This window comes from Lactiplantibacillus sp. B652, from assembly GCF_023806745.1.
Taxonomy (GTDB): Bacteria; Bacillota; Bacilli; order Lactobacillales; family Lactobacillaceae; genus Lactiplantibacillus; species Lactiplantibacillus pentosus.
In genome coordinates this window covers 431,756-451,427 of sequence record NZ_JAMSKY010000001.1, presented here as the reverse complement: position 1 = coordinate 451,427, position 19,672 = coordinate 431,756, and the positions used below count along the sequence as shown (strand labels likewise).

Genomic DNA, 19,672 nt, shown 5'->3' with positions numbered 1-19,672 from the left:
ACCTCACTAATTTGCAATTTGGTCTAAGAGGTAGCTGACATCTTGAATAATAAACTTGTGATTTTGGACCGTAATCACGCCATCCGTGCGCAATTCTTTCAACATTCGATTAACGCTACTGCGGGAACTAATGCCACAGAAGCCCGCAATGTCATCATTTGTCACCACGAAGTCGATTAGGATACCATCGTTGACTTTGCGGCCAAATAAATCCACCAGACTATATATAAACGCACAAATCGCACCCTTCTTGCCATTCATCACCATTCGCTGTAGGCGCAAAATGTTTTCGGACAACTTTTTGCGGTAGTAGTTCTTGACGTAATTTTGAAGTTCCGGCGTGCTATTGACGTACTTCCAAAAGGCGACGCGATTGACTTGATAGAAGGTCGCGTATTCGGACTCGATGCGGACGTTAAACGGCTGGTCAGTCGACCGGGAGACCTCATCGCGCAACAGGGAGATCACATCTGGTTTGGCGATATAAGACAAGTTATATTCGCGCCCGTCTTGCAAAATAATGCTGTTTTTGATGATGCCGTCCTTCAAAACGTAGGTGTAATGTTCGGCCAGACCATGATAAGTCAAATAAGTGTGCCGTTTTTTCTGGATCGTCGGCACGTGATGGGCTTCCAAATAACTCAGTAAATATTCAATATCAGTTAATACCATCTTAGTTTTTCAGTTCTTTCGTGAATAAATTTAAGGTTGAGTGCATTAAAATAGCGATTCTCAACGCTAATCACGACAATGACGCTTCTTAAGCATAGCGGTTTTCGTGATTGTGACAATCGCATTTAAAGTATACATTTGTTAACTATTTTTGAAAACTTGAAATGTAGCGGACAACCGTCGCGACTACTAGTATAACAAAACGTGCATGCAAAAATTAGCTTTTGAGGAAAGAGGATGGCTCAAAGTCATGGTTTCAATTGATTTACCCTATGACAAGCGCACACTTACGGCTGAAATTAGCGATGAAAATTATGCCGGTAAGTTAGTGTCGCAAGCTGCAACATATCATAACAAATTATCAGAACAGGAAACGGTCGAACAATCATTAGACAATCCGATCGGCACGCCTAAGTTAGAAGAACTCGCACGTGGTAAGCACAATATCGTCATTATTAGCTCAGACCACACGCGCCCCGTTCCTTCCCACATTATCACGCCAATTCTATTGCGGCGGATTCGTTCGGTAGCACCGGATGCCCGGATTCGAATTCTAGTCGCGACCGGCTTCCATCGGCCTTCGACGCACGAAGAACTCGTTAATAAGTACGGTGAAGACATCGTCAATCATGAAGAAATCGTGATGCATGTTTCGACCGACGACAGTAGTATGGTCAAAATTGGCCAGCTGCCATCTGGTGGCGATTGCATTATTAATAAAGTCGCAGCTGAAGCGGACTTACTGATCTCTGAAGGCTTCATTGAATCCCACTTTTTTGCCGGTTTTTCGGGTGGGCGCAAGTCGGTTTTGCCGGGCATCGCCTCATATAAGACGATCATGGCGAACCACTCGGGCGAATTTATTAATTCACCTAAAGCGCGGACTGGAAATTTAATGCATAATCCGATTCACAAAGACATGGTTTACGCCGCCCGGACAGCTAAGTTGGCGTTCATTATCAACGTCGTGTTAGACGAAGATAAAAAAATCATTGGCTCCTTTGCCGGCGATATGGAAGCGGCCCATAAAGTGGGTTGCGACTTTGTCAAAGAACTCTCCAGTGTGCCCGCAATCGACTGTGATATTGCCATCTCGACTAACGGTGGTTATCCGCTTGATCAAAATATTTATCAAGCCGTTAAAGGGATGACGGCGGCCGAAGCAACCAATAAGGAAGGCGGCACGATCATTATGGTAGCCGGTGCACGTGATGGTCACGGTGGCGACGGCTTTTATCATAATTTAGCCGACGTTGACGACCCCAAGGAATTTTTGGACCAAGCAATCAACACGCCGCGGCTCAAGACGATTCCAGACCAGTGGACAGCGCAAATCTTTGCCCGCATCCTCGTGCATCATCACGTGATTTTTGTTTCTGATCTGGTCGATCCAGACTTGATTACCAATATGCACATGGAATTGGCGACGACCCTTGATGAAGCGATGGCAAAGGCCTATGCGCGTGAGGGGCAAGCAGCCAAAGTAACGGTCGTTCCCGATGGCCTAGGCGTCATTGTGAAGTAGCATGGCAACCACGACAGAAATCCTACAACAAGTGGCGGCTGGGCAATTGAGTCCGACGGCGGCCGCACAACAGTTAGAAGCGGACAAGACAGCGGCATTGGGTTTTGCAAACGTCGATTTAGACCGGCAACGCCGCAATGGCTTTCCTGAGGTCATCTACGGAGCGGGTAAGACGGCCACCCAAATCGTCGGCATCGTTAAGGCGTTATCACAACAGTCGGTATCGGCACCAACGTCAGCATTACCGATTTTAACGACCCGGTTATCTGCAGACAAATTTGCGGGGCTACAGCCGGCATTGCCAACGGCCGTTTATCACGCGGCAGCGCAGTGTATGACGGTTGGGGAACAACCTGCCCCGAAGACTCAAGATTACATTGCCGTAGTGACGGCGGGAACCTCCGATCAACCGGTTGCCGAAGAAGCGGCGGTCACAGCCGAGACGTTTGGCAATCGCGTTGAACGGGTCTATGACGTCGGCGTTGCGGGAATTCACCGACTGTTTGCCAAACTCGATGTGATTCGTGGCGCCCGGGTGGTAATCGTGATTGCTGGGATGGAAGGTGCACTGGCTAGCGTTGTCGGCGGCTTAGTCGACAAACCAGTGATTGCCGTGCCCACGAGTATCGGCTATGGGACCAGCTTTCAAGGCATGACCGCGTTACTGACGATGCTCAATAGCTGTGCGTCGGGGATTACCGTGGTCAATATTGATAATGGTTTTGGCGCCGCCTATTCGGCTAGTATGATTAATCAAATGTAAGATTCAGTTAACTGAACAAGGAGAAGACGAATGCAAACACTTTATTTAGATGCTTTTTCGGGAATCAGCGGTGATATGTTTCTGGGCGCGCTACTCGATTTAGGCCTTGATTTTGAGCAATTAAAAACCGAATTGGCTAAGTTACACGTGCACGGTTATGAATTAACCCGCCACCGGGAAGCTCAGAGTAGTATCTATGGCACGAGTTTTGACGTTCAGGTCGCGGGTGGCAAGGACCATGGCTTTGTGGAACAACATCATGAACATGGACATCATCATGAACATGAGCATGAATGTGAACATAAACGTGAATGTGACCATGACCATAAACATGACCATGATCATGTGCATGAATATGTGCATACACACGAGCGTGACCATGCAGCCGGGCATCATCACGATCACGAAGCGCGCCATTTAGCAGATATTGAACAGCTAATCGATACGAGTGACTTATCAGATACCGTGAAACATCACGCGAAAGCGATCTTTATGGAAATCGCGCAAGCAGAGGCGGCGGTCCATCACATGCCACTAGCTGAAGTGCATTTCCATGAAGTGGGCGCACTGGATTCAATCGTCGACATTGTCGGTTGCTGCGTCGGGTTGGAATTGATGCAGATCGATACGATTCTGTCGTCACCCTTAAGTGATGGCAGCGGCTTTATCAACGTGGCTCACGGACAGATGCCAGTTCCCGTTCCGGCGGTGATGCAGATGCGAGTCGGAAGCGCGATTCCGATTCAGCAACGGTTAGATGTGCATACAGAATTGATCACGCCGACTGGGATGGGTATTGTGAAGACGTTAGTACAAGACTTCGGGCCGTTGCCAGAACACGCTGTTGCCACGAAGGTCGGTTATGGGTTTGGCAAACGAGATACGGGTGGCTTTAACGCGTTGCGAGCGGTCTTATTCGAAAAAAAAAACTAAGTCAGCAAGTCGTTGAACAGACGGCCGATGCGGTCTTGATGATTGAGGCCAATCTGGATGACCAGACGGGTGAGGGACTGGGTTACGTGATGAACCAGTTATTAACGGCGGGCGCATACGATGTGTTTTTTACCCCGATTCAGATGAAAAAAGATCGGCCAGCGATTAAGTTAACGGTATTGGGAAACGTTGACGATCAAGACTTACTGACCAAGTTGATTTTACAGGAGACCACGACGATTGGTGTGCGTTACCAAACGTGGCAGCGCGCCATTATGCAACGGCATTTTTTGACCGTCGCAACGCCGTACGGGGCCATTCGCGTTAAAGTGGCGACCTATCAAGATATTAAGAAGACAATGCCGGAATATGCGGATTGCGCACAGCTGGCGCAACAGTTGCATATTCCGTTTAGGACGGTCTACCAGGCAGCATTGGTTGCTGTAGACCAAATTGAAGAGGAGGCGTAATTTTTTGGGACATCAGCTAATTGCCGAGTTTATGGGCACGGCCCTCATGATTATTTTTGGGGTGGGCGTTCATTGTAGTTCCGTGTTGAAAGGCACTAAGTACCGGGGCTCCGGTCATATTTTTGCGATTACGACGTGGGGGTTTGGGATCAGCATCGCACTGTTCATTTTTGGCAACGTTTGTATCAACCCGGCCATGGTGCTGGCGCAGTGTTTGCTAGGAAACCTGGCCTGGTCAGTGTTCATTCCGTATTCGATTGCCGAAGTATTAGGTGGCGTTGTCGGGTCAGTGATTGTTTGGATCATGTATGCCGACCATTTCAAAGCATCGACGGATGAAATCTCGCCAATCACGATTCGGAATTTATTCTGTACCGCGCCAGCCGTTCGGAACTTACCGCGGAATTTCTTTGTGGAATTATTCGATACCTTTATTTTCATTTCTGGGATTTTAGCGATCTCTGAGATCAAAACGCCGGGGATCGTGCCAATTGGCGTTGGCCTGCTCGTTTGGGCGATTGGGATGGGACTAGGTGGCCCAACTGGTTTCGCGATGAACTTAGCGCGTGACATGGGGCCCCGGATTGCTCACGCGATTTTACCGATTGCGAACAAAGCGGATAGTGACTGGCAATATGGCATCATCGTTCCCGGCATCGCGCCATTTGTCGGTGCTGCCTGTGCCGCTTGGTTCATGCATGGCTTTTTTGGGATTAATTAAATTAAGAGAGAAGAATGGAATTTATGACAACTTTAGCAACGAAGAAAGCAACTTTAATCGCCGCCTTAAAAGATTTAAAACGGGTCACGGTGGCCTTTTCCGGCGGTATCGACAGTACCCTAGTTTTAAAAATGGCCTTGGATGTGTTGGGCCGTGATAACGTGACGGCAGTTGTCGCCAATTCAGAATTATTCACGGATGAAGAGTTCGACAAAGCCATCAGCTTAGCCGAAGAATTAGGCGCCGACGTACAAGGGACGACGCTCGATTATTTGAGTGACGACCACATCAAACACAATACGCCTGACAGTTGGTACTATGCTAAAAAACTATTCTACGACCGGTTGAACGCCATTGCTGAAAACAATGGGAGTGCCGCCGTCCTAGATGGCATGATCAAAAATGACGAAAATGATTATCGGCCAGGATTGAAGGCACGGACGGAAGCGGGCGCTCGGAGCTTGTTACAAGAAGCCGACTTCTTCAAGACGGATGTGCGGGCTTTGGCACAAGAACTCGGTTTAACGAACTGGAACAAAGTGGCCTCATGCTCCGTATCTTCACGTTTCCCATATGGCACGACGTTGACGCATGACAACATTGCCCAAGTGATGGCCGCAGAAAAGTACTTGCGGGACTTAGGTTTCCCCACGGTGCGGGTCCGGTTCCACGATGACATTGCGCGAATCGAATTACCAGAAGCACGCATCGGTGACTTCTTGGTCTTCAACGACCGCGTCAACCGTCAATTACAATCGTTAGGCTTCCGTTACGTGACCCTCGACTTAGGCGGCTTCCGTAGTGGTCGCATGAACGACACCTTGACGAAGGCCCAATTGGCAACCTTTGCTTAATAATTGATTTAGTCCACCATGGACGAGGAGGTGGCGGCAAGAGGACTTGTTCGTCCATGGCGCCAATGACGATGATACCAGCCGAATTTCTACCAATAATGGTCATTGGCTTACACCCCAAAAATGCACTTCAAGGCCGCCCTTGAAGTGCATTTTTCTTTTGATTCGATTGCATTTGTCACAATCACCGTTCAGCGATTGTGACAATGAGATTTGATTCGCGACGTTAAAATTCGTTCTGGCAGAAAATTGTTGAGATAACTGAATCGTGAAGACCCAACGTGGCGTCACTTAATCAAACGTCACCACGAGTTTACCGGCCACTTGGGCTGCTTGGAGTTGCTGCAGACCATCGACGAGCTGGTCGCGTTTCAAGACTTCGCTGATCAAGGGGTCGACTTTGCCGGCTTCAATCAGAGCTAACAGGGCGGCAGCCATTTGACCGAGGTCCGCGACTTGGGCGGGGTTGCCGCTGCGATGAGCGCCACCTAAATCGAGCTTGCTAACGCTGACGACTTGGTTTTTGGGGAAGGCCTGAGGTGTCTCGAGGATGCAAACCAGCTGTCCGTTGTAGGCCAAACGAGGCAAGTCAGCTTCAGGATTACCAATCGTGTTGACAATCAAGTCGACACCCCGTTGCTGAGTCAATGCTTGAATCTTAGCCGTCACGTCTTCATGGCGGTAATCGATTTGCGCATCAGGATGAAGCGGTGCGACAAAGGCCTGTTTGCGTTGCGAGACCGTCGTATAGACCGTTTTGCCCGCAGCTTTCGCCAACTGGATGGCCATACTGCCGACACCACCGGCACCCGCGTGAATGAGGACGGTGTGCACCGCATTCAGGTTGGCTTTGCGTAACAAAGCCTGGTAGGCGGTCAAACCAGCGCAGAGACTGGCCGCGGCAGTTTCGAAGCTGAGGGTCGTTGGAATTTTGGCGAGGGCGGCAGCGGGCAAGCAGGTATATTCCGCAAACGTCCCATCTTTGGCCAGATTCGCGTGACCGCAGACCCGTTGACCAGGGGCAAAGTCAGTGACTTTAGCGCCGACCGCTTCAACGATTCCGGCCACGTCCAGGCCTAAAATGTGGGGGTATTTCCAGGCGTCATCGCCACCTAGGACTAATTTGTAATCAACAGGATTGAGACCGACTGCTTGCGTTTTAATCAAAACTTCGTCGGCTCCCAGCTCAGGCATGGGCCGTTCTTGCCATTCAAGCTGTTCTAAGGAACGATCTGATGGCGCAGGGACAACTAGTGCTTGCATCGACAATCACTCTTTTCTTTAAAGTTTAGTTGTCTTTATTATAACCATTACGTCAATGAAGATTAAACGATAATACGTTGTGTTTGCGCGAATAATGGGCCGACACAAAGATTGACGTTACCGGTTACAATCGGTAAACTAGAGGGTAACAATTGAATTCTCAAAACACTAGGGGTGTCCAAAAATGGGCTGAGATGGTGCTGTAAGTGCCGATCCCTTCGAACCTGTAAGCTCAAACTTGCGTAGGAAAGTGTCATTGCTACTATTAGCGACCACTGGATCGATGTAAGTTGATCAGTGGTCGTTTTTTATTAGCCGTGACCAGGACTAAGGAGGAGACTTGAAATGACGTTACAATTATTGAACACGTTGCGCGATCAAAATCCAATCGTTTTTAACATCGCCAACTTTGTCACGGTCCAAGATGTTGCCAATGGGTTGAATGCGCTAGGCGCGTCGCCCATTATGTCAGCAGAAGTACAGGAAGCGGAGTCAATGGTCCAAATTGCGGGGGCAGTTTGCATTAACATGGGGACGTTGACGACGCAACAGGTCAATCAAATGGCCGTTGTTGGAAAGTTGGCTAATCAGTATCATAAGCCAGTTGTGCTGGACCCGGTTGCGGTGGGGGCGGTTCCCTATCGTAAACAAGTCGCTTTGGATTTATTAGACAAGTTTTCGGTCGATGTGATTCGGGGAAATGCGGGCGAAATTGCCGCGCTAGCTGACATCGACTGGCAAGCGAAGGGCATTGATGCCGGTGCGGGCCAGGGTGACGTGGTCGAAATTGCCAAACGGTGTGCGCAGCAATTTAACTGTTGCGTGATTTTGTCGGGCCCCACGGATGTTATTACGGATGGCAAACGGGTCGCTAAAGTTGCCAATGGGACGCCACTCTTTCAGCTACACGTCGGGTCGGGAGATTTGTTATCCAGCATCGTTGCTGCGTTTGCCGCGGTTAGCCCGACAGCTATTTATGACGCGGCTCAAGTGGCCTGCGTCGTCTTGGCGGGTGCCGGCGAACTGGTTGCTAGTCAGATGACGGCTGCGCGGCCGGCGACGTTTGCCATCGATTTGATTGATCGGCTGAGCCTCGTCTCGGTGCAAGAGATTCAAGCAATTGCAAAATTAAACTAAATAAGTGAAGGGTCGCGAGAGTTTTATGAATGAATTTCCACAAGTTGCAACGATTGCCGGGACGGATAGCGGCGGTGGCGCCGGTGTCATGGCTGATCTGAAAACGATGCAAGCCCGGCACGTCTTTGGGACGGCAGTCGTCGTTGCCGTGACGGCGCAAAATACGTTGGGCGTGCAAGATTTTATGGCGATGCCAACTAAATTGATCGATGAACAGTTTGCCTCATTGGCGGCGGATTTGAAGATTCGCGCTTGTAAGACTGGGATGTTGGCGGATGCTGAACACGTCCATGCCGTTGTTGAAAATTTAAAACGAGTCGATTTTGGACCACTGACGGTCGATCCAGTCATGATTGCCAAAGGTGGCGCAGCACTGCTGGCTGAAGATGCTATTCAGACGGTTCGTGATGAGTTGCTCCCATTAGCAACGGTGGTGACGCCCAACTTACCAGAAGCTGAACGGTTGACGGGACACCACATCACCAGTAATCAAGACATGGTTGCAGCCGGGCACGCGTTACAGGATTTAGGTGCGGCGACGGTCATTATTAAGGGCGGTCACGGGGACAATCCGGATTTGGCGAATGACTTTGTGTTGTTGGCGGACGGCACTGCCTTTTGGATGTCGGCACCTCGAATCGAAACGGTACGGACGCATGGCACTGGCGATACGTTGTCGGCTTGCATCACCGCAGAACTCGCGAAGGGTCAGTCCATGGCAGCTGCCATTCAGACAGCGAAAGCTTACGTGGCGGGAACGATTCAAGACGGTATCCAAGTTGGGCATGGTCACGGTCCCTTAAATCATTGGGCAGCGCTCAGTGAGGAGGTGACCATCCATGACGCTTGAGTTTGAACCAGCCCAACTACGCGCCTACTTTGTTTGTGGCACACAAGACGTGGTGGGCCGCGACTTAGAAACGGTCGTACAAACGGCCCTCGACGCCGGCATTACGGCTTTTCAATATCGTGATAAGGGCGCTAGTCAGTTAACGGCCGCCCAACGGTTGACACTTGGTCAGCGATTACGCCAGCGCTGTGCGGACGCGCACGTTCCGTTTATTGTGGATGATGATGTGGAACTCGCCTTAGCATTGCAGGCGGATGGCATTCACGTCGGTCAAAGCGATGACCGCGTGACACAAGTGATTGAACGGGTCGCGGGACAATTATTTGTGGGACTATCCTGTTCGACATTAGCAGAAATTAAAGTGGCTAATCAGATTGATGGCATTGCTTATATCGGCAGTGGGCCAATTTTTCCGACCAATTCGAAGGCTGACGCGGATCCGGTCGTTGGGTTAGCTGGCTTACGGGAATTAGTGGCAGCGTCACAACGGCCGATTGTCGCAATTGGTGGGATTACGGTCGACCAACTGCCGGCGATTGCGGCGACGGGAGCTGCGGGTGCAGCGGTGATTTCAATGCTAGCGCAGAGCCCTGACATGGCTGCGACGGTTAAGGCGATGTTGACGGCAAGTGAGGCGCAATTATGAAGACAGGGCGCTTGTTTCGTAGTCAATTCTTGCTCTGGCTCGGGGCGGCCATCTCAATTGCCGAAATCCTGACGGGAACGTTGATTGCGCCGTTAGGGTTAACGCGTGGGTTAGTGGCGATTATTCTCGGACACCTGATTGGCTGTGGCCTGTTTTTGTTGCCAGCTGGGTACTTAGGTGCCAAGCTGCACCGCTCGGCGTTGGCTTCAGCTGAGCTGGCGTTTGGTCAGGGTGGTGTCTGGCTAGCTTCTGGGCTAAACGCCTTACAACTGGTCGGTTGGACCGCCGTCATGATCGTCAATGCCCAGCTAGCAATGAACAGTATCAGCGGGCAGCTATTTGGTTTCAAAAGTCCTATCTTGATGGCAACGATTGTGGCTGTTCTGATTATCGGTTGGTTATTGATGGGCAGTCAGCTGCTATTCAAAATCAACAATTTCGTGGTCGGTTTACTCGTGATTGGGACCGTCCTGATGCTCACGATGGTCTTCATGGCCCCCGCCACAGCACATTCGCTACCGGCAGACAGTCTGACTTTTGGTCAAGCAGTCGAGCTAAACGTCACGATGGCACTGTCCTGGTTACCGCTGATTGGGGATTACACGCAGCGTGTTGACCGACCGTTACCCGTTGCACTGGTCAGCGCTGGGGGCTACATGCTCGGCAGCATCGTGATGTTTGTGACTGGGTTGTTAGTCGTTTTGCGAACAGGCCAAACCGATATCACGGCCCTGTTGACACGCTCAGGTCTCGGGCTGATTGCGTTACTGATCATCGTCTTCTCAACGGTCACGACGACTTTCTTGGATACGTATTCGGCGGCCACCAGTCTGGCGAATTTGACCGGTAGTCGGCATATTAACCGACTCGCAATTGGCGTGACCGTCGTGGGGCTGGTGATTGCGTTGACCGTGGCAATGACCTACTATGAGAACTTCTTGTACCTGATTGGTTCTGTCTTCACGCCATTGTACGCGATTATCTTCGTCACCTACTTTATCCGCAAAGCAACGTTACCATACTGGCTCAATTTTAGTTGGTGGGTGATTGGTATCGTTGCGTACTATCAGCTCCAAAAACTAGACTTTATTGGTGGCACGACGCTATTAGTGCTAGTCGGTTTAGGGTTAGCGGTCTGGTTGAGTGGCTTAGTCGTCAAACTAGCGCCACTGACGCGCGGCGAGCTTAGTCGTTGACAATTTCTAATAAAAAGTAAATGATAATCCCATTGGTAATATTCAGTTACCGTGGGATTTTTTTGGAAAGAGGGCAAAGAGAATGAGCAAACCAATTATTGGCATTGCACCTGGTGTGATTACGGTCGACAGTCGGATGTTTCCGGGCCGGCAACGCGATTACGTGAACCGCGATTATTTGCGGTCGATTACGGCTAATGGTGGCGTGCCGCTAGTGTTGCCAGTGACGACGGATGAGACAACGATTGCGCGTTACGTCACGCTGATTGATGGCTTATTGTTATGCGGTGGCGCAGACGTGGCCCCCGCGACGTATGGTGAGGAGCCACAGCCCAAGCTGGGTGGAATCGACCCAGAACGAGATCAGTATGAAATGGCGCTGATTCGGGCGACCCACGCGGCAGATAAACCCGTTTTAGGCATTTGCCGTGGCTTGCAGATTTTGAACGCGTGCTACGGTGGTAGTTTGTACCAGGACATGAGTTATCTACCGGCTGGGCAAGGAACGCTCAAGCACATGCAGGGCCAGTTAGCCGATTATGGTAGTCATCAAGTGACCGTAACCCCTGAGTCGACCTTAGCGACATACTTAGGAACGACCAAGGTGGCGGTCAATTCATTCCACCATCAAGCATTGAAGCGGGTGGCGGATGGCTTTCAAGCTGTTGCTCAGAGCTCAGACCAGGTCGTCGAAGCCATTGAATCGACGGATGGTGCCCTCCAATTAGGCGTCCAGTGGCACCCTGAAATGATGCAGCAAGCTGATTTGATTCAAGCACAACTGTTTGCGCGGTTTGTGGCGGCTTGCTGAATGGGTGAATCGATTATATACAGCGATCGAGTCGGAATCTGACTTGGTGGCTGTATTTTTTGACTTAGAAATTGCAATATAGTATAAACTAGTGTACGCTGACCGTGTAAGCGCTTTTGTAGTCTGTTTCACAATCTAGGAGGTTAATCATTATGGCAGAAGTATACCAAGGTGTGACGCACGGATTTCATGGTCCAATCACTGCGAATGTGACGATTGAAGATCAGAAAATTAAAAAGATCGATGCTGAATATTCTCAAGCTGCGACGGTCGGGGCGTTAGGAATCGCAAGAATGAAGGCACAGATTCTAGCCCAACAATCAACGGATGTCGATGCCGTTACTGGGGCAAGTACCAGTGCAAATGCTTTTAAGGCAGCGGTTGAAAAAGCAATCGCTGTTTCACAACAAACGCTATCTGAAGAAGCCGGACGAGATATCAACGTGCCAAGTCCCAAGTCAGGGCCTGTAGATGAAGTGACTGGAGCGTCAGCAAATCCATTGCAAGCACCGACTAATCCGTCACCGGTGACGCCTGCCGAAGTGGCTTCTGAGCATGCAACGTTTGATGCAACCTATGATGTGATTGTCGTCGGCGCTGGTGGTGCTGGTTTGTCAGCGGCAGTCCAGGCAGCTAGCGAAGGCCTATCCGTGCTAATTTGTGAAAAAGCAGGCATTGCCGGAGGGACCACCAATTATTCCGGCGGCGTAGTGCAGGCTGCAGGCACAAAATATCAGAAACAATTTACAGCTTATCAGAATGATACGCCAGAAAAGCATGCTAATGAGTGGCTGGCAGCCGGCGAAAATTCGGTCGACGCTGACCTTGTCCGTGATTTAGCAACCAATGCGCCTAAAAACATCGAATGGTTAGCGGATCTCGGCATTAAATGGCATGCGGTTTACGGCCATACCCAAATTCCATATGAGCAATCCGAAGACTTTGCAGATCGGATTCATGTTTACGAAGGCGGTGGCGGTATGGCTGGCGGCACCGTGTTGGCGCAAACTTTACTCAAGCGAGCGATAGAAAAGGGTGCAAAAATCAGCTATGACACGACTGTGACGACATTGATCACGGCGAATGACCACTCGATTACTGGGGTGAAAGCACGTGTTAAGAATCAGGTCACGAGTTTTAAAGCTCGGTATGGCGTGATTTTGGCAACGGCCAGCATTGACCATAACCAAGCGCTGGCCTTTCAATATAGTCCTCAGCAGTATAATGACTTGCTATTTAATACTTGTCTCTCTGCTAAGACCGATACGGGTGACGGTATTTTATTAGGCCAGTCAGTTGGCGCTGCTATTCAAGGCATGGGTGGTTGTATTGACTTTGATGGTAAGACTGGAAACGGGACTGACAACCGGGTTCCGGCGATGCCGATGATTTTTGTCAACGGTCGTGGCAAACGCTTTGTTTGCGAAGATGCGACTTACGCTTATCAATATCGGGCCATCTTCCAGCAGGAGAAGCAATTCAAGACACCGACCTACATGATTTTTGCCGACTCGTCATTACAAGCGGATGGTGCTTGGTGGACAGCGGACTCACTGTCTGAAGATGTTAAAAAGGGCACCGTGATTGCGGCGGATTCGCTGACTGATTTAGCAACTGCAATCAACGTGCCAGTTGATAATCTGACTGCCAGCGTGACTGCCTGGAACCAGCAAGCATCAGCTGGACAGGATACGGAATTTGGTCGTCAGACGGGCATTCAAGCGCTGGCGGGTAAGTGGTATGCTTACCGTAATCGGGCCACAAACCTGGGCGCGATTGGTGGTCTGAAAATCAATGTCGATTGTCAGGTACTAGATAATTTTGACCAGCCAATCACGAATCTGTATGCAGCTGGCTTGAACGCTGGTGGTTGGATTGGCCAATACTATCCTGGTTCAGGAACTGCCATTGCGGGTATCGTGCACCAGGGCCGTAAAGCAGCTGAAACGATTAGTACATTGGCGGCGGCACGGATGTCGTAGGCGTGCGGGTGGAACCAAACTTGCTTTCACGAGGCTAGGAAGAAATTTAAAAATGTGATTGCATTTTTATGAGTACGTGTTATTATAATCAAGTAAGCGTTTACGGAAATTAAAATAATTGGGTTGTTACTCAGTAATGAGGCATCACCGTCTTTGATTGTTAGATTGAAGAGGTGGTGTCTTTTTGTAGTTCGGAGGTAAAAACATGTTCAAACTATTTAAAACTAAATCACAAGTTAATATTTGTGCTCCAGTTAGTGGAAAAATTATCAATTTGGAAAATGTAAAGGATGAGGTTTTTTCAACCAAGATGATGGGTGATGGTTTTGCGATTGAACCAATGGAGGCAAATAACATCGTTAGCTCACCAGTCAAAGGCAAAGTAGTATCGATTGCGGAAACAAAACATGCCGTTGGGATACAGACAAATGATGGCAAAGTCGAAATTTTATTGCATATTGGCTTGGATACTGTTAATCAAAAAGGCGAGGGCTTTAAAGCGCTTGTAAAGAATGGTGATCGCATTGAGAGCGGTCAGCCGTTAATTGAATATGATCGCGTGTTAATGAAAAAGAAAGGGTATGATATGGTAACTATGGTTATTTTTACTAAACCGCTCAATGAATCAATTGATTTAGTGAAATACGAAGGACAAAATATTAATGCCGGGGATCACATTCTTAATGTGTAGAGACATTGACCGTCTTCCGGCAAGGAGATGAATCAGTTTGCGAGTAATTCAGAAAATCAATAATAATGCAGTGGTATGCATAGATGGTCAAGGCAAAGAACTTGTTGCGTTTGGCAGCGGGATCGGATTTAAAAAAGTACCTTATGAATTGACGGACTTGAGCAAGATTGAAATGACGTTTTACAAACTAAACTCTCATTATTTCCAGTTGTTGAACGAAATTCCAGATACGGTTTTCGCAGTTAGTTCTGAAATTGTTAAATTAGCAAGACGTCGTATACAACATGTAATCAATCCTAACTTGATCTTTACGCTTGCTGATCATATTAATTTTACCCTTGAAAGGGTTCAGGATAAGCAACAGATGAAATTTCCATTTTCTTATGATGTCCAGCAATTATACCCACAAGAGACAAAGGTGGCACGATTGGCTGTTGATATAATCAATCGACAATTCCACCTTACGTTGCCCGATGATGAAGTTACGGCGATTACAATGCATTTAGTCAATTCTGGTACTGTTAGTGAAGCGTCTATTTCAAATGATCCGACTGAGCAAATGATTGCTGAATCAGTTGGAATGATTGAGAAAAGATTTAAGATGAAAATTGACGAAGATAGTTTTACGTATAATAGATTTGCGATGCACATGCGTTACTATATTCGACGACTTAAAGCACAAGACACTGACAAGGCAGAAGTTATGAACAATATGGTCGAAACGATGAAGCGTGATAATGCAGCAATCTATAATTGTGCGCATGATATTACAGACTTTATTGATAAAAGATTGGGAAAACATAGTGATGAGGACGAGGTGTTCTACGTTGCTATTTATGTACGGAGAATGGTGAATAGAAGTCAGTTAGCGTAGATGAAGGGCGGTTAATATGAAGATTTCAACAGTAATCAGCAAAATGAAAGCGTATTATAAGGGGAGCAAAGATATCAAACCAGATACAACAAGAGATCAACTATTATTTGGAAGTACGCAGAAGGAATGTACAGGAATTGTGACGACACAATGGCCATCTGTAGATGTAATCCGTAAAGCAATTGAGCTTGGAGATAATTTGATTATTACTCATGAAGCGCTTTTCTGGAATCATGGTGATCATACTGATTGGCTCGAATCGACAAAGAATATAACTTACTTAGCTAAAAAGCAATTATTAGAGGCTGGGGGGATTACTGTTTGGCGATGTCATGATTATGTTCATTCTGGTATTCCTTTGCCGGATGGGACATACTCTGATGGTATTTTTTATGGATTAGCTAAGGAATTAGCATGGGACCAGTACATTGTTCCTTCGAAAAATAGTGAATTGGCGCTGAGACTACCTACTAGTTCTGTGGCAGCACTGGCTAATTATATTATTGATAAGCTGGACTTAGAAGGTGCACGAGTTTTAGGTAATTTGAATAGTCATGCCAAACAAGTAAATGTCACATTTCATATTTTGGGAGATGCAAAAAAAGAAATAACAGATGCTGATCAGGAAGGAATTAATATTTATTTAACGCCAGAACTGATTGATTTTACGCTTAGTGAATATATCCGTGACAGTAGTCAGTTGGGGCAAGATAAGGCAGTCATCGCTATTGGTCATTTTAATCTGGAAGAGCCGGGCATGAAATATATGGCAACGTATATTCCAAAGGCGCTGGGTGAGAGTATCCCTTGTCGGTTTATTAAGTCCGGCGATATGTATCATTACATTACTAAATAAAAAATTGAATATTTATGGATTGTTACTCACTCTTTGAGGCATCACCGAAATACACCCACTAATTAATAGTGGCAATGTTTTGTGATACTCCAAGGGTTATTTTTTTGAAAAGAGGGATTTTTATGAGCAAAAAGAAAAATTATGAAGAATTAAGCCAACAAATAATTAAAAAAATTGGTGGCAAGGATAATGTTGTCAGTGTCACTCATTGTATGACCCGTTTACGATTCAATCTAAAGGATATGAGCGCACCAGATAGTGCAGGAATTAAGCAGTTAGATGGTGTAGTTGGTGTTGCCAATTCTGGTGGGCAATATCAGATTGTGATTGGCCCGGCTGTAGCGGATGTTTATGAGGTTGTGGTGAAGCACCTCGGTGCAGGAATGGCTGAAGGTGTTGTCGAAAATGATGCTGAAACTGAGAGCGATTTGCAGAATACTTCCAAAAAACGAATCATTGATCGTATCTTTGACTATTTAGCAGGAAGTTTGACTCCATTAATTCCAATACTATTAACTGCTTCGCTTTTTAAAACCTTGGCAGCCATTATTGGACCGTCCTTATTAAATCTGGTGTCAACAAAGAGTGACTTGTATAAAGTCTTTACATTTGTTGGTGATGCTGGCTTTTACTTTCTTCCAATTTTCGTAGGTTATACGGCAGCTAAAAAGTTAAAAATCTCAATTCCAATTGGGATGATGCTGGGGGCAGTTTTGGTTCATCCAACTCTAATTTCAATGGCTGCTAAATCAACTCATTTTACGGTTTATGGGCTACCAACTACAGCAATGAATTATTCGAGTACTGTTTTGCCAATCTTGTTATCGATTTGGGTTATGAGTTATGTTGAAAGAGCTTTTCGGCGCTTTTCACCAAGTACGTTGCAAGTCTTCTTGGTACCCTTTGGAACCATGGCTGTAATGTTGCCGGTATCGTTAGTCGTTTTGGCGCCATTAGGAGGTTATCTCGGGCAGTATCTGAGTGATGGTATTATTGCATTAGGCAAGGTTGCAGGGCCATTAGCTGTTGCTGTTATTGGTGCTTTGTTCACCTTTATGGTGCTATCTGGGATGCACGTTGTTCTATTATCATTTCTCTTTGTTACCTTTCCTGCTGCTGGTTCCGACAGCCTAATTTTGCCCGGTATTTTAGCTGCAAGTTGGGCAGGTACGGGAGTTGCAATGGCTTGCTGGTATAAGTTCAAGAACCGTAAGAATAAGGAATTAACCATCGGATATATTGTGACGTGGTTCCTAGGCGGAGTTGGAGAACCTTTACTGTATGGTTTGTCAGTTCCGTACAAGACACCTCTAGTCGCCGGTGCTATTGCTGGTGGCATAACAGGGTTGGTTGCCGGATTTCTTAATCTGACGGCCTATGTTTTGAACACATCAAATGGGATTTATGGAATTGCTGCTTTTATTGGTGGATCAAGCTGGAATTATATTGCGCTTGGTATAACTATTTTGGTGGCATTGATTGCCGGATTTGCAACGATGATGTTCTTTAAGTTGGACGAGGGACAGGTTGAGAAAAATGCCAACAATTAAAGTAAGGTAATCATAAAAGATACTGTGTTTTGAGCATATATTGCAGTGATAAGCAACTGACACATCAAAAGAGTCTGAAATCTTGTTATCTACCATGCTGGTGATAAAAGGTTTCAGACTTTTATGTTAAGTACTGCTTTTATTTTATATCATCCGTTGTGACAACTTCGCATAGGATGAATCGCACTCCTTAATCCCAACCCCTAACCACAACTTTCCCAATCATATGATGACTTTCAACCAGCTGATGGGCCAGCCGTAAATTGGCGGCATTGATGGGTGTCAGTGCTTTGGTGAGGGTGGACGAAATCAGGCCTTGGTCCAGCCAAGCCGCAATTTGATTGAGAATGTCATGTTGAGACTGCAGGTCATCGGTGCCATAGTATGATTTCGCGTACATCCACTCCCATGCAAAAGTACCACGTTTCTTAGTCAGCTTTTTGAGATTGATGGGGCGGTGATTTTCGGTAATTGAAGCGATGTGACCGGATGGCTTGATTAAGTCGCACATTTCATTCCAATGGCCATCAAGGTCGTTCAGCTCCAAGATATAGTCCACGTATTTCAGTCCAAGTTGGTGGACTTCGTGGACCAAGTCATTGCGGTGATTGACGACAAAATCAGCGCCGTGTGCTTTTGTCCAGGCAATACTTTCCGGACGTGAGGCGGTTGAAATTACGGTCAAGCCGGCTAACTTCGCTAACTGGGTCGCAATGGAACCAACCCCACCAGCACCATTGATTATGAGAATCGTCTTTGAGGGGTGCGACTGTGAGGGCGCGGTCAATGGAATCTGTAACTGTTCAAATAGTGCTTCGTAGGCAGTCAGGGCCGTCAGCGGCATGGCTGCGATTTCTTCTGGTCGGATACTTTTGGGTGCCAGGCCAACGATGCGTTCGTCTACGAGCTGGTATTGACTGTCACTGCCGGGCCGTTTGAACGAGCCCGCATAGTAGACTTTGTCACCCACCTTGAACAGACTGGTCTGGTCACCGACCGCTGTCACGGTGCCATAAGCATCCCAACCAATGATCTTTGGTGCGGAAAGCGGCCGCCGTTTGGCATGACGAACCCCAACGTCGACTGGATTAACGGATACAGCCGCAACTTGGACTAACAAGTCATGTCCACTGACGACGGGCACAGGAAGCGTGACATCTTGTAAGCTGTCTTGTGATTCAACGGGTAATGGTGCATAGAAACCAACTGCCTTCATTTTCTTCATGAGTAACATCCCCCTTAGCTTGCCTTAAATATACGACGTTGTGAGTCAAAAACAAGACGTGAATTTGTTTGCACTTAGTTACAAGCGTGTAACGGTCTCAGACTGACACGTGAATGGTATACTGCTTATAAGTTAACCATCAGAAATGGGGATTGTGTATGCATACGAGAAAGATTTTTGACTGCCAGGCAGGGTGCCCGGTTGAAAGTACCTTACAAGTGATCGCTGGCAAGTGGAAGAGCGTTATTTTGTATCATTTGTTAACGAGTGGTGTTTGTCGGTTCAGCGAATTGCAAAAACGAATGCCAGACTGTTCGCGGCGGATGCTGGCATTGCAATTGCAGGAGCTTGAACACGATCAACTGATTAGCAAGCGGGTGTATCCCGTGATTCCGCCTAAGACCGAATACCGCCTCACTGATTTCGGCCTGACGCTAAAGCCAGTCGTGATGGAAATGGAGAAGTGGGGCCGGCTGTATAACGCACGGCAAGTAGCAGATTGACTGTGAAACATAAACTGACGTGGGTTAATGACCGGGCTAGCACTAGGCTTGGTAGCTTGATCTGATGCGTACATGATGGATAGCGTCGAGTTGGTGTAAGGATACTGCTGTGAAACCAGCCCTGTTAGCAGGATTGGTTGTTGCTGGTTC

At 47.6% G+C, this 19,672-nt stretch carries 20 protein-coding genes and 1 riboswitch; of the genes, 17 read left to right on the top strand and 3 right to left on the bottom strand.

Translation table 11 applies throughout. The annotated features are described in order from the left end of the window. Positions 1 to 6: 6 nt before the first annotated feature. Positions 7 to 672, bottom strand: coding sequence for a Crp/Fnr family transcriptional regulator (locus MZO40_RS01925; RefSeq protein WP_003637353.1), 666 nt, complete (start codon positions 670 to 672; stop codon positions 7 to 9). 250 nt (positions 673 to 922) lie between these two features. Here MZO40_RS01925 and larA point away from each other — a divergent pair, with 250 nt between their 5' ends. The 6 genes from larA to larE are packed head-to-tail and all read left to right on the top strand — an operon-like array spanning position 923 to position 5,938. Continuing rightward, on the top strand, positions 923 to 2,197 hold the full coding sequence (gene larA, locus MZO40_RS01920; RefSeq protein ID WP_050337987.1) for a nickel-dependent lactate racemase: 1,275 nt from the start codon (positions 923 to 925) through the stop codon (positions 2,195 to 2,197). 1 nt (position 2,198) lies between these two features. Next, positions 2,199 to 2,960 (top strand): nickel pincer cofactor biosynthesis protein LarB, encoded by a 762-nt coding sequence (gene larB, locus MZO40_RS01915; RefSeq protein WP_252133066.1) that lies wholly within the window; start codon positions 2,199 to 2,201, stop codon positions 2,958 to 2,960. A gap of 30 nt (positions 2,961 to 2,990) precedes the next feature. Further along, positions 2,991 to 3,893 (top strand): LarC family nickel insertion protein, encoded by a 903-nt coding sequence (locus tag MZO40_RS01910; protein ID WP_122217455.1) that lies wholly within the window; start codon positions 2,991 to 2,993, stop codon positions 3,891 to 3,893. 38 nt (positions 3,894 to 3,931) lie between these two features. Then, positions 3,932 to 4,363, top strand: a complete 432-nt coding sequence (larC, locus tag MZO40_RS01905) for a nickel insertion protein (RefSeq protein WP_122217454.1) — start codon at positions 3,932 to 3,934, stop codon at positions 4,361 to 4,363. 4 nt (positions 4,364 to 4,367) lie between these two features. After that, positions 4,368 to 5,084, top strand: a complete 717-nt coding sequence (gene larD, locus MZO40_RS01900; RefSeq protein WP_105960952.1) for a D/L-lactic acid transporter LarD — start codon at positions 4,368 to 4,370, stop codon at positions 5,082 to 5,084. A 23-nt stretch (positions 5,085 to 5,107) separates the two neighbouring features. After that, the gene (gene larE / locus MZO40_RS01895) at positions 5,108 to 5,938 is read left to right on the top strand and encodes an ATP-dependent sacrificial sulfur transferase LarE (RefSeq protein ID WP_050338349.1); all 831 of its coding nucleotides are present in this window, start codon (positions 5,108 to 5,110) and stop codon (positions 5,936 to 5,938) included. A 291-nt stretch (positions 5,939 to 6,229) separates the two neighbouring features. Here larE and MZO40_RS01890 read toward each other — a convergent pair whose 3' ends face one another. Beyond that, a complete protein-coding gene (locus tag MZO40_RS01890; protein WP_105960953.1) occupies positions 6,230 to 7,201 on the bottom strand; it encodes a zinc-binding dehydrogenase in 972 nt (323 codons plus the stop codon). Positions 7,202 to 7,361: 160 nt separating this feature from the next. Next, a riboswitch (TPP riboswitch) is annotated at positions 7,362 to 7,467 on the top strand. A 79-nt stretch (positions 7,468 to 7,546) separates the two neighbouring features. Here MZO40_RS01890 and thiM point away from each other — a divergent pair. The 10 genes from thiM to MZO40_RS01840 all read left to right on the top strand — a co-directional run bounded on the left by thiM (position 7,547) and on the right by MZO40_RS01840 (position 17,794). Further along, positions 7,547 to 8,338 carry a hydroxyethylthiazole kinase gene (gene thiM / locus MZO40_RS01885; protein WP_105960954.1) on the top strand — a complete coding sequence of 264 codons (792 nt, stop codon included), beginning with the start codon at positions 7,547 to 7,549 and terminating at the stop codon, positions 8,336 to 8,338. Positions 8,339 to 8,363: 25 nt separating this feature from the next. Then, entirely contained in the window at positions 8,364 to 9,188 is an 825-nt protein-coding gene (gene thiD, locus MZO40_RS01880) for a bifunctional hydroxymethylpyrimidine kinase/phosphomethylpyrimidine kinase (RefSeq protein WP_003637362.1), read from the top strand. Continuing rightward, positions 9,178 to 9,834, top strand: coding sequence for a thiamine phosphate synthase (gene thiE, locus MZO40_RS01875; protein ID WP_105922083.1), 657 nt, complete (start codon positions 9,178 to 9,180; stop codon positions 9,832 to 9,834). The genes thiD and thiE overlap by 11 nt, the downstream gene beginning before the upstream one ends. Next, positions 9,831 to 11,030: a putative hydroxymethylpyrimidine transporter CytX gene (gene cytX / locus MZO40_RS01870; protein WP_105960956.1), complete on the top strand. Its 1,200-nt coding sequence runs from the start codon at positions 9,831 to 9,833 to the stop codon at positions 11,028 to 11,030. The genes thiE and cytX overlap by 4 nt, the downstream gene beginning before the upstream one ends. An 82-nt stretch (positions 11,031 to 11,112) precedes the next feature. Next, on the top strand, positions 11,113 to 11,841 hold the full coding sequence (locus tag MZO40_RS01865) for a gamma-glutamyl-gamma-aminobutyrate hydrolase family protein (protein WP_105960957.1): 729 nt from the start codon (positions 11,113 to 11,115) through the stop codon (positions 11,839 to 11,841). A 152-nt stretch (positions 11,842 to 11,993) separates the two neighbouring features. Then, complete coding sequence (locus MZO40_RS01860) at positions 11,994 to 13,823, top strand: FAD-dependent oxidoreductase (RefSeq protein WP_216680954.1); 1,830 nt, start codon at positions 11,994 to 11,996, stop codon at positions 13,821 to 13,823. Positions 13,824 to 14,028: 205 nt separating this feature from the next. Then, a complete protein-coding gene (locus MZO40_RS01855; protein WP_088770280.1) occupies positions 14,029 to 14,514 on the top strand; it encodes a PTS glucose transporter subunit IIA in 486 nt (161 codons plus the stop codon). 37 nt (positions 14,515 to 14,551) lie between these two features. Next, positions 14,552 to 15,388, top strand: a complete 837-nt coding sequence (locus MZO40_RS01850; RefSeq protein WP_105960958.1) for a PRD domain-containing protein — start codon at positions 14,552 to 14,554, stop codon at positions 15,386 to 15,388. Positions 15,389 to 15,404: 16 nt separating this feature from the next. After that, complete coding sequence (locus MZO40_RS01845) at positions 15,405 to 16,244, top strand: Nif3-like dinuclear metal center hexameric protein (RefSeq protein WP_122217452.1); 840 nt, start codon at positions 15,405 to 15,407, stop codon at positions 16,242 to 16,244. Positions 16,245 to 16,366: 122 nt separating this feature from the next. Continuing rightward, complete coding sequence (locus tag MZO40_RS01840) at positions 16,367 to 17,794, top strand: PTS transporter subunit EIIC (protein ID WP_105960960.1); 1,428 nt, start codon at positions 16,367 to 16,369, stop codon at positions 17,792 to 17,794. Positions 17,795 to 17,984: 190 nt separating this feature from the next. Here the strand turns inward: MZO40_RS01840 and MZO40_RS01835 are convergent, their stop codons facing one another. Continuing rightward, positions 17,985 to 19,010: a zinc-binding alcohol dehydrogenase family protein gene (locus MZO40_RS01835; RefSeq protein WP_105960975.1), complete on the bottom strand. Its 1,026-nt coding sequence runs from the start codon at positions 19,008 to 19,010 to the stop codon at positions 17,985 to 17,987. A 167-nt stretch (positions 19,011 to 19,177) separates the two neighbouring features. On the opposite strand from MZO40_RS01835, the gene MZO40_RS01830 reads away from it, so the two are divergent. Further along, positions 19,178 to 19,522, top strand: coding sequence for a helix-turn-helix domain-containing protein (locus MZO40_RS01830; RefSeq protein ID WP_021338275.1), 345 nt, complete (start codon positions 19,178 to 19,180; stop codon positions 19,520 to 19,522). The last annotated feature ends 150 nt before the right edge of the window (positions 19,523 to 19,672 follow it).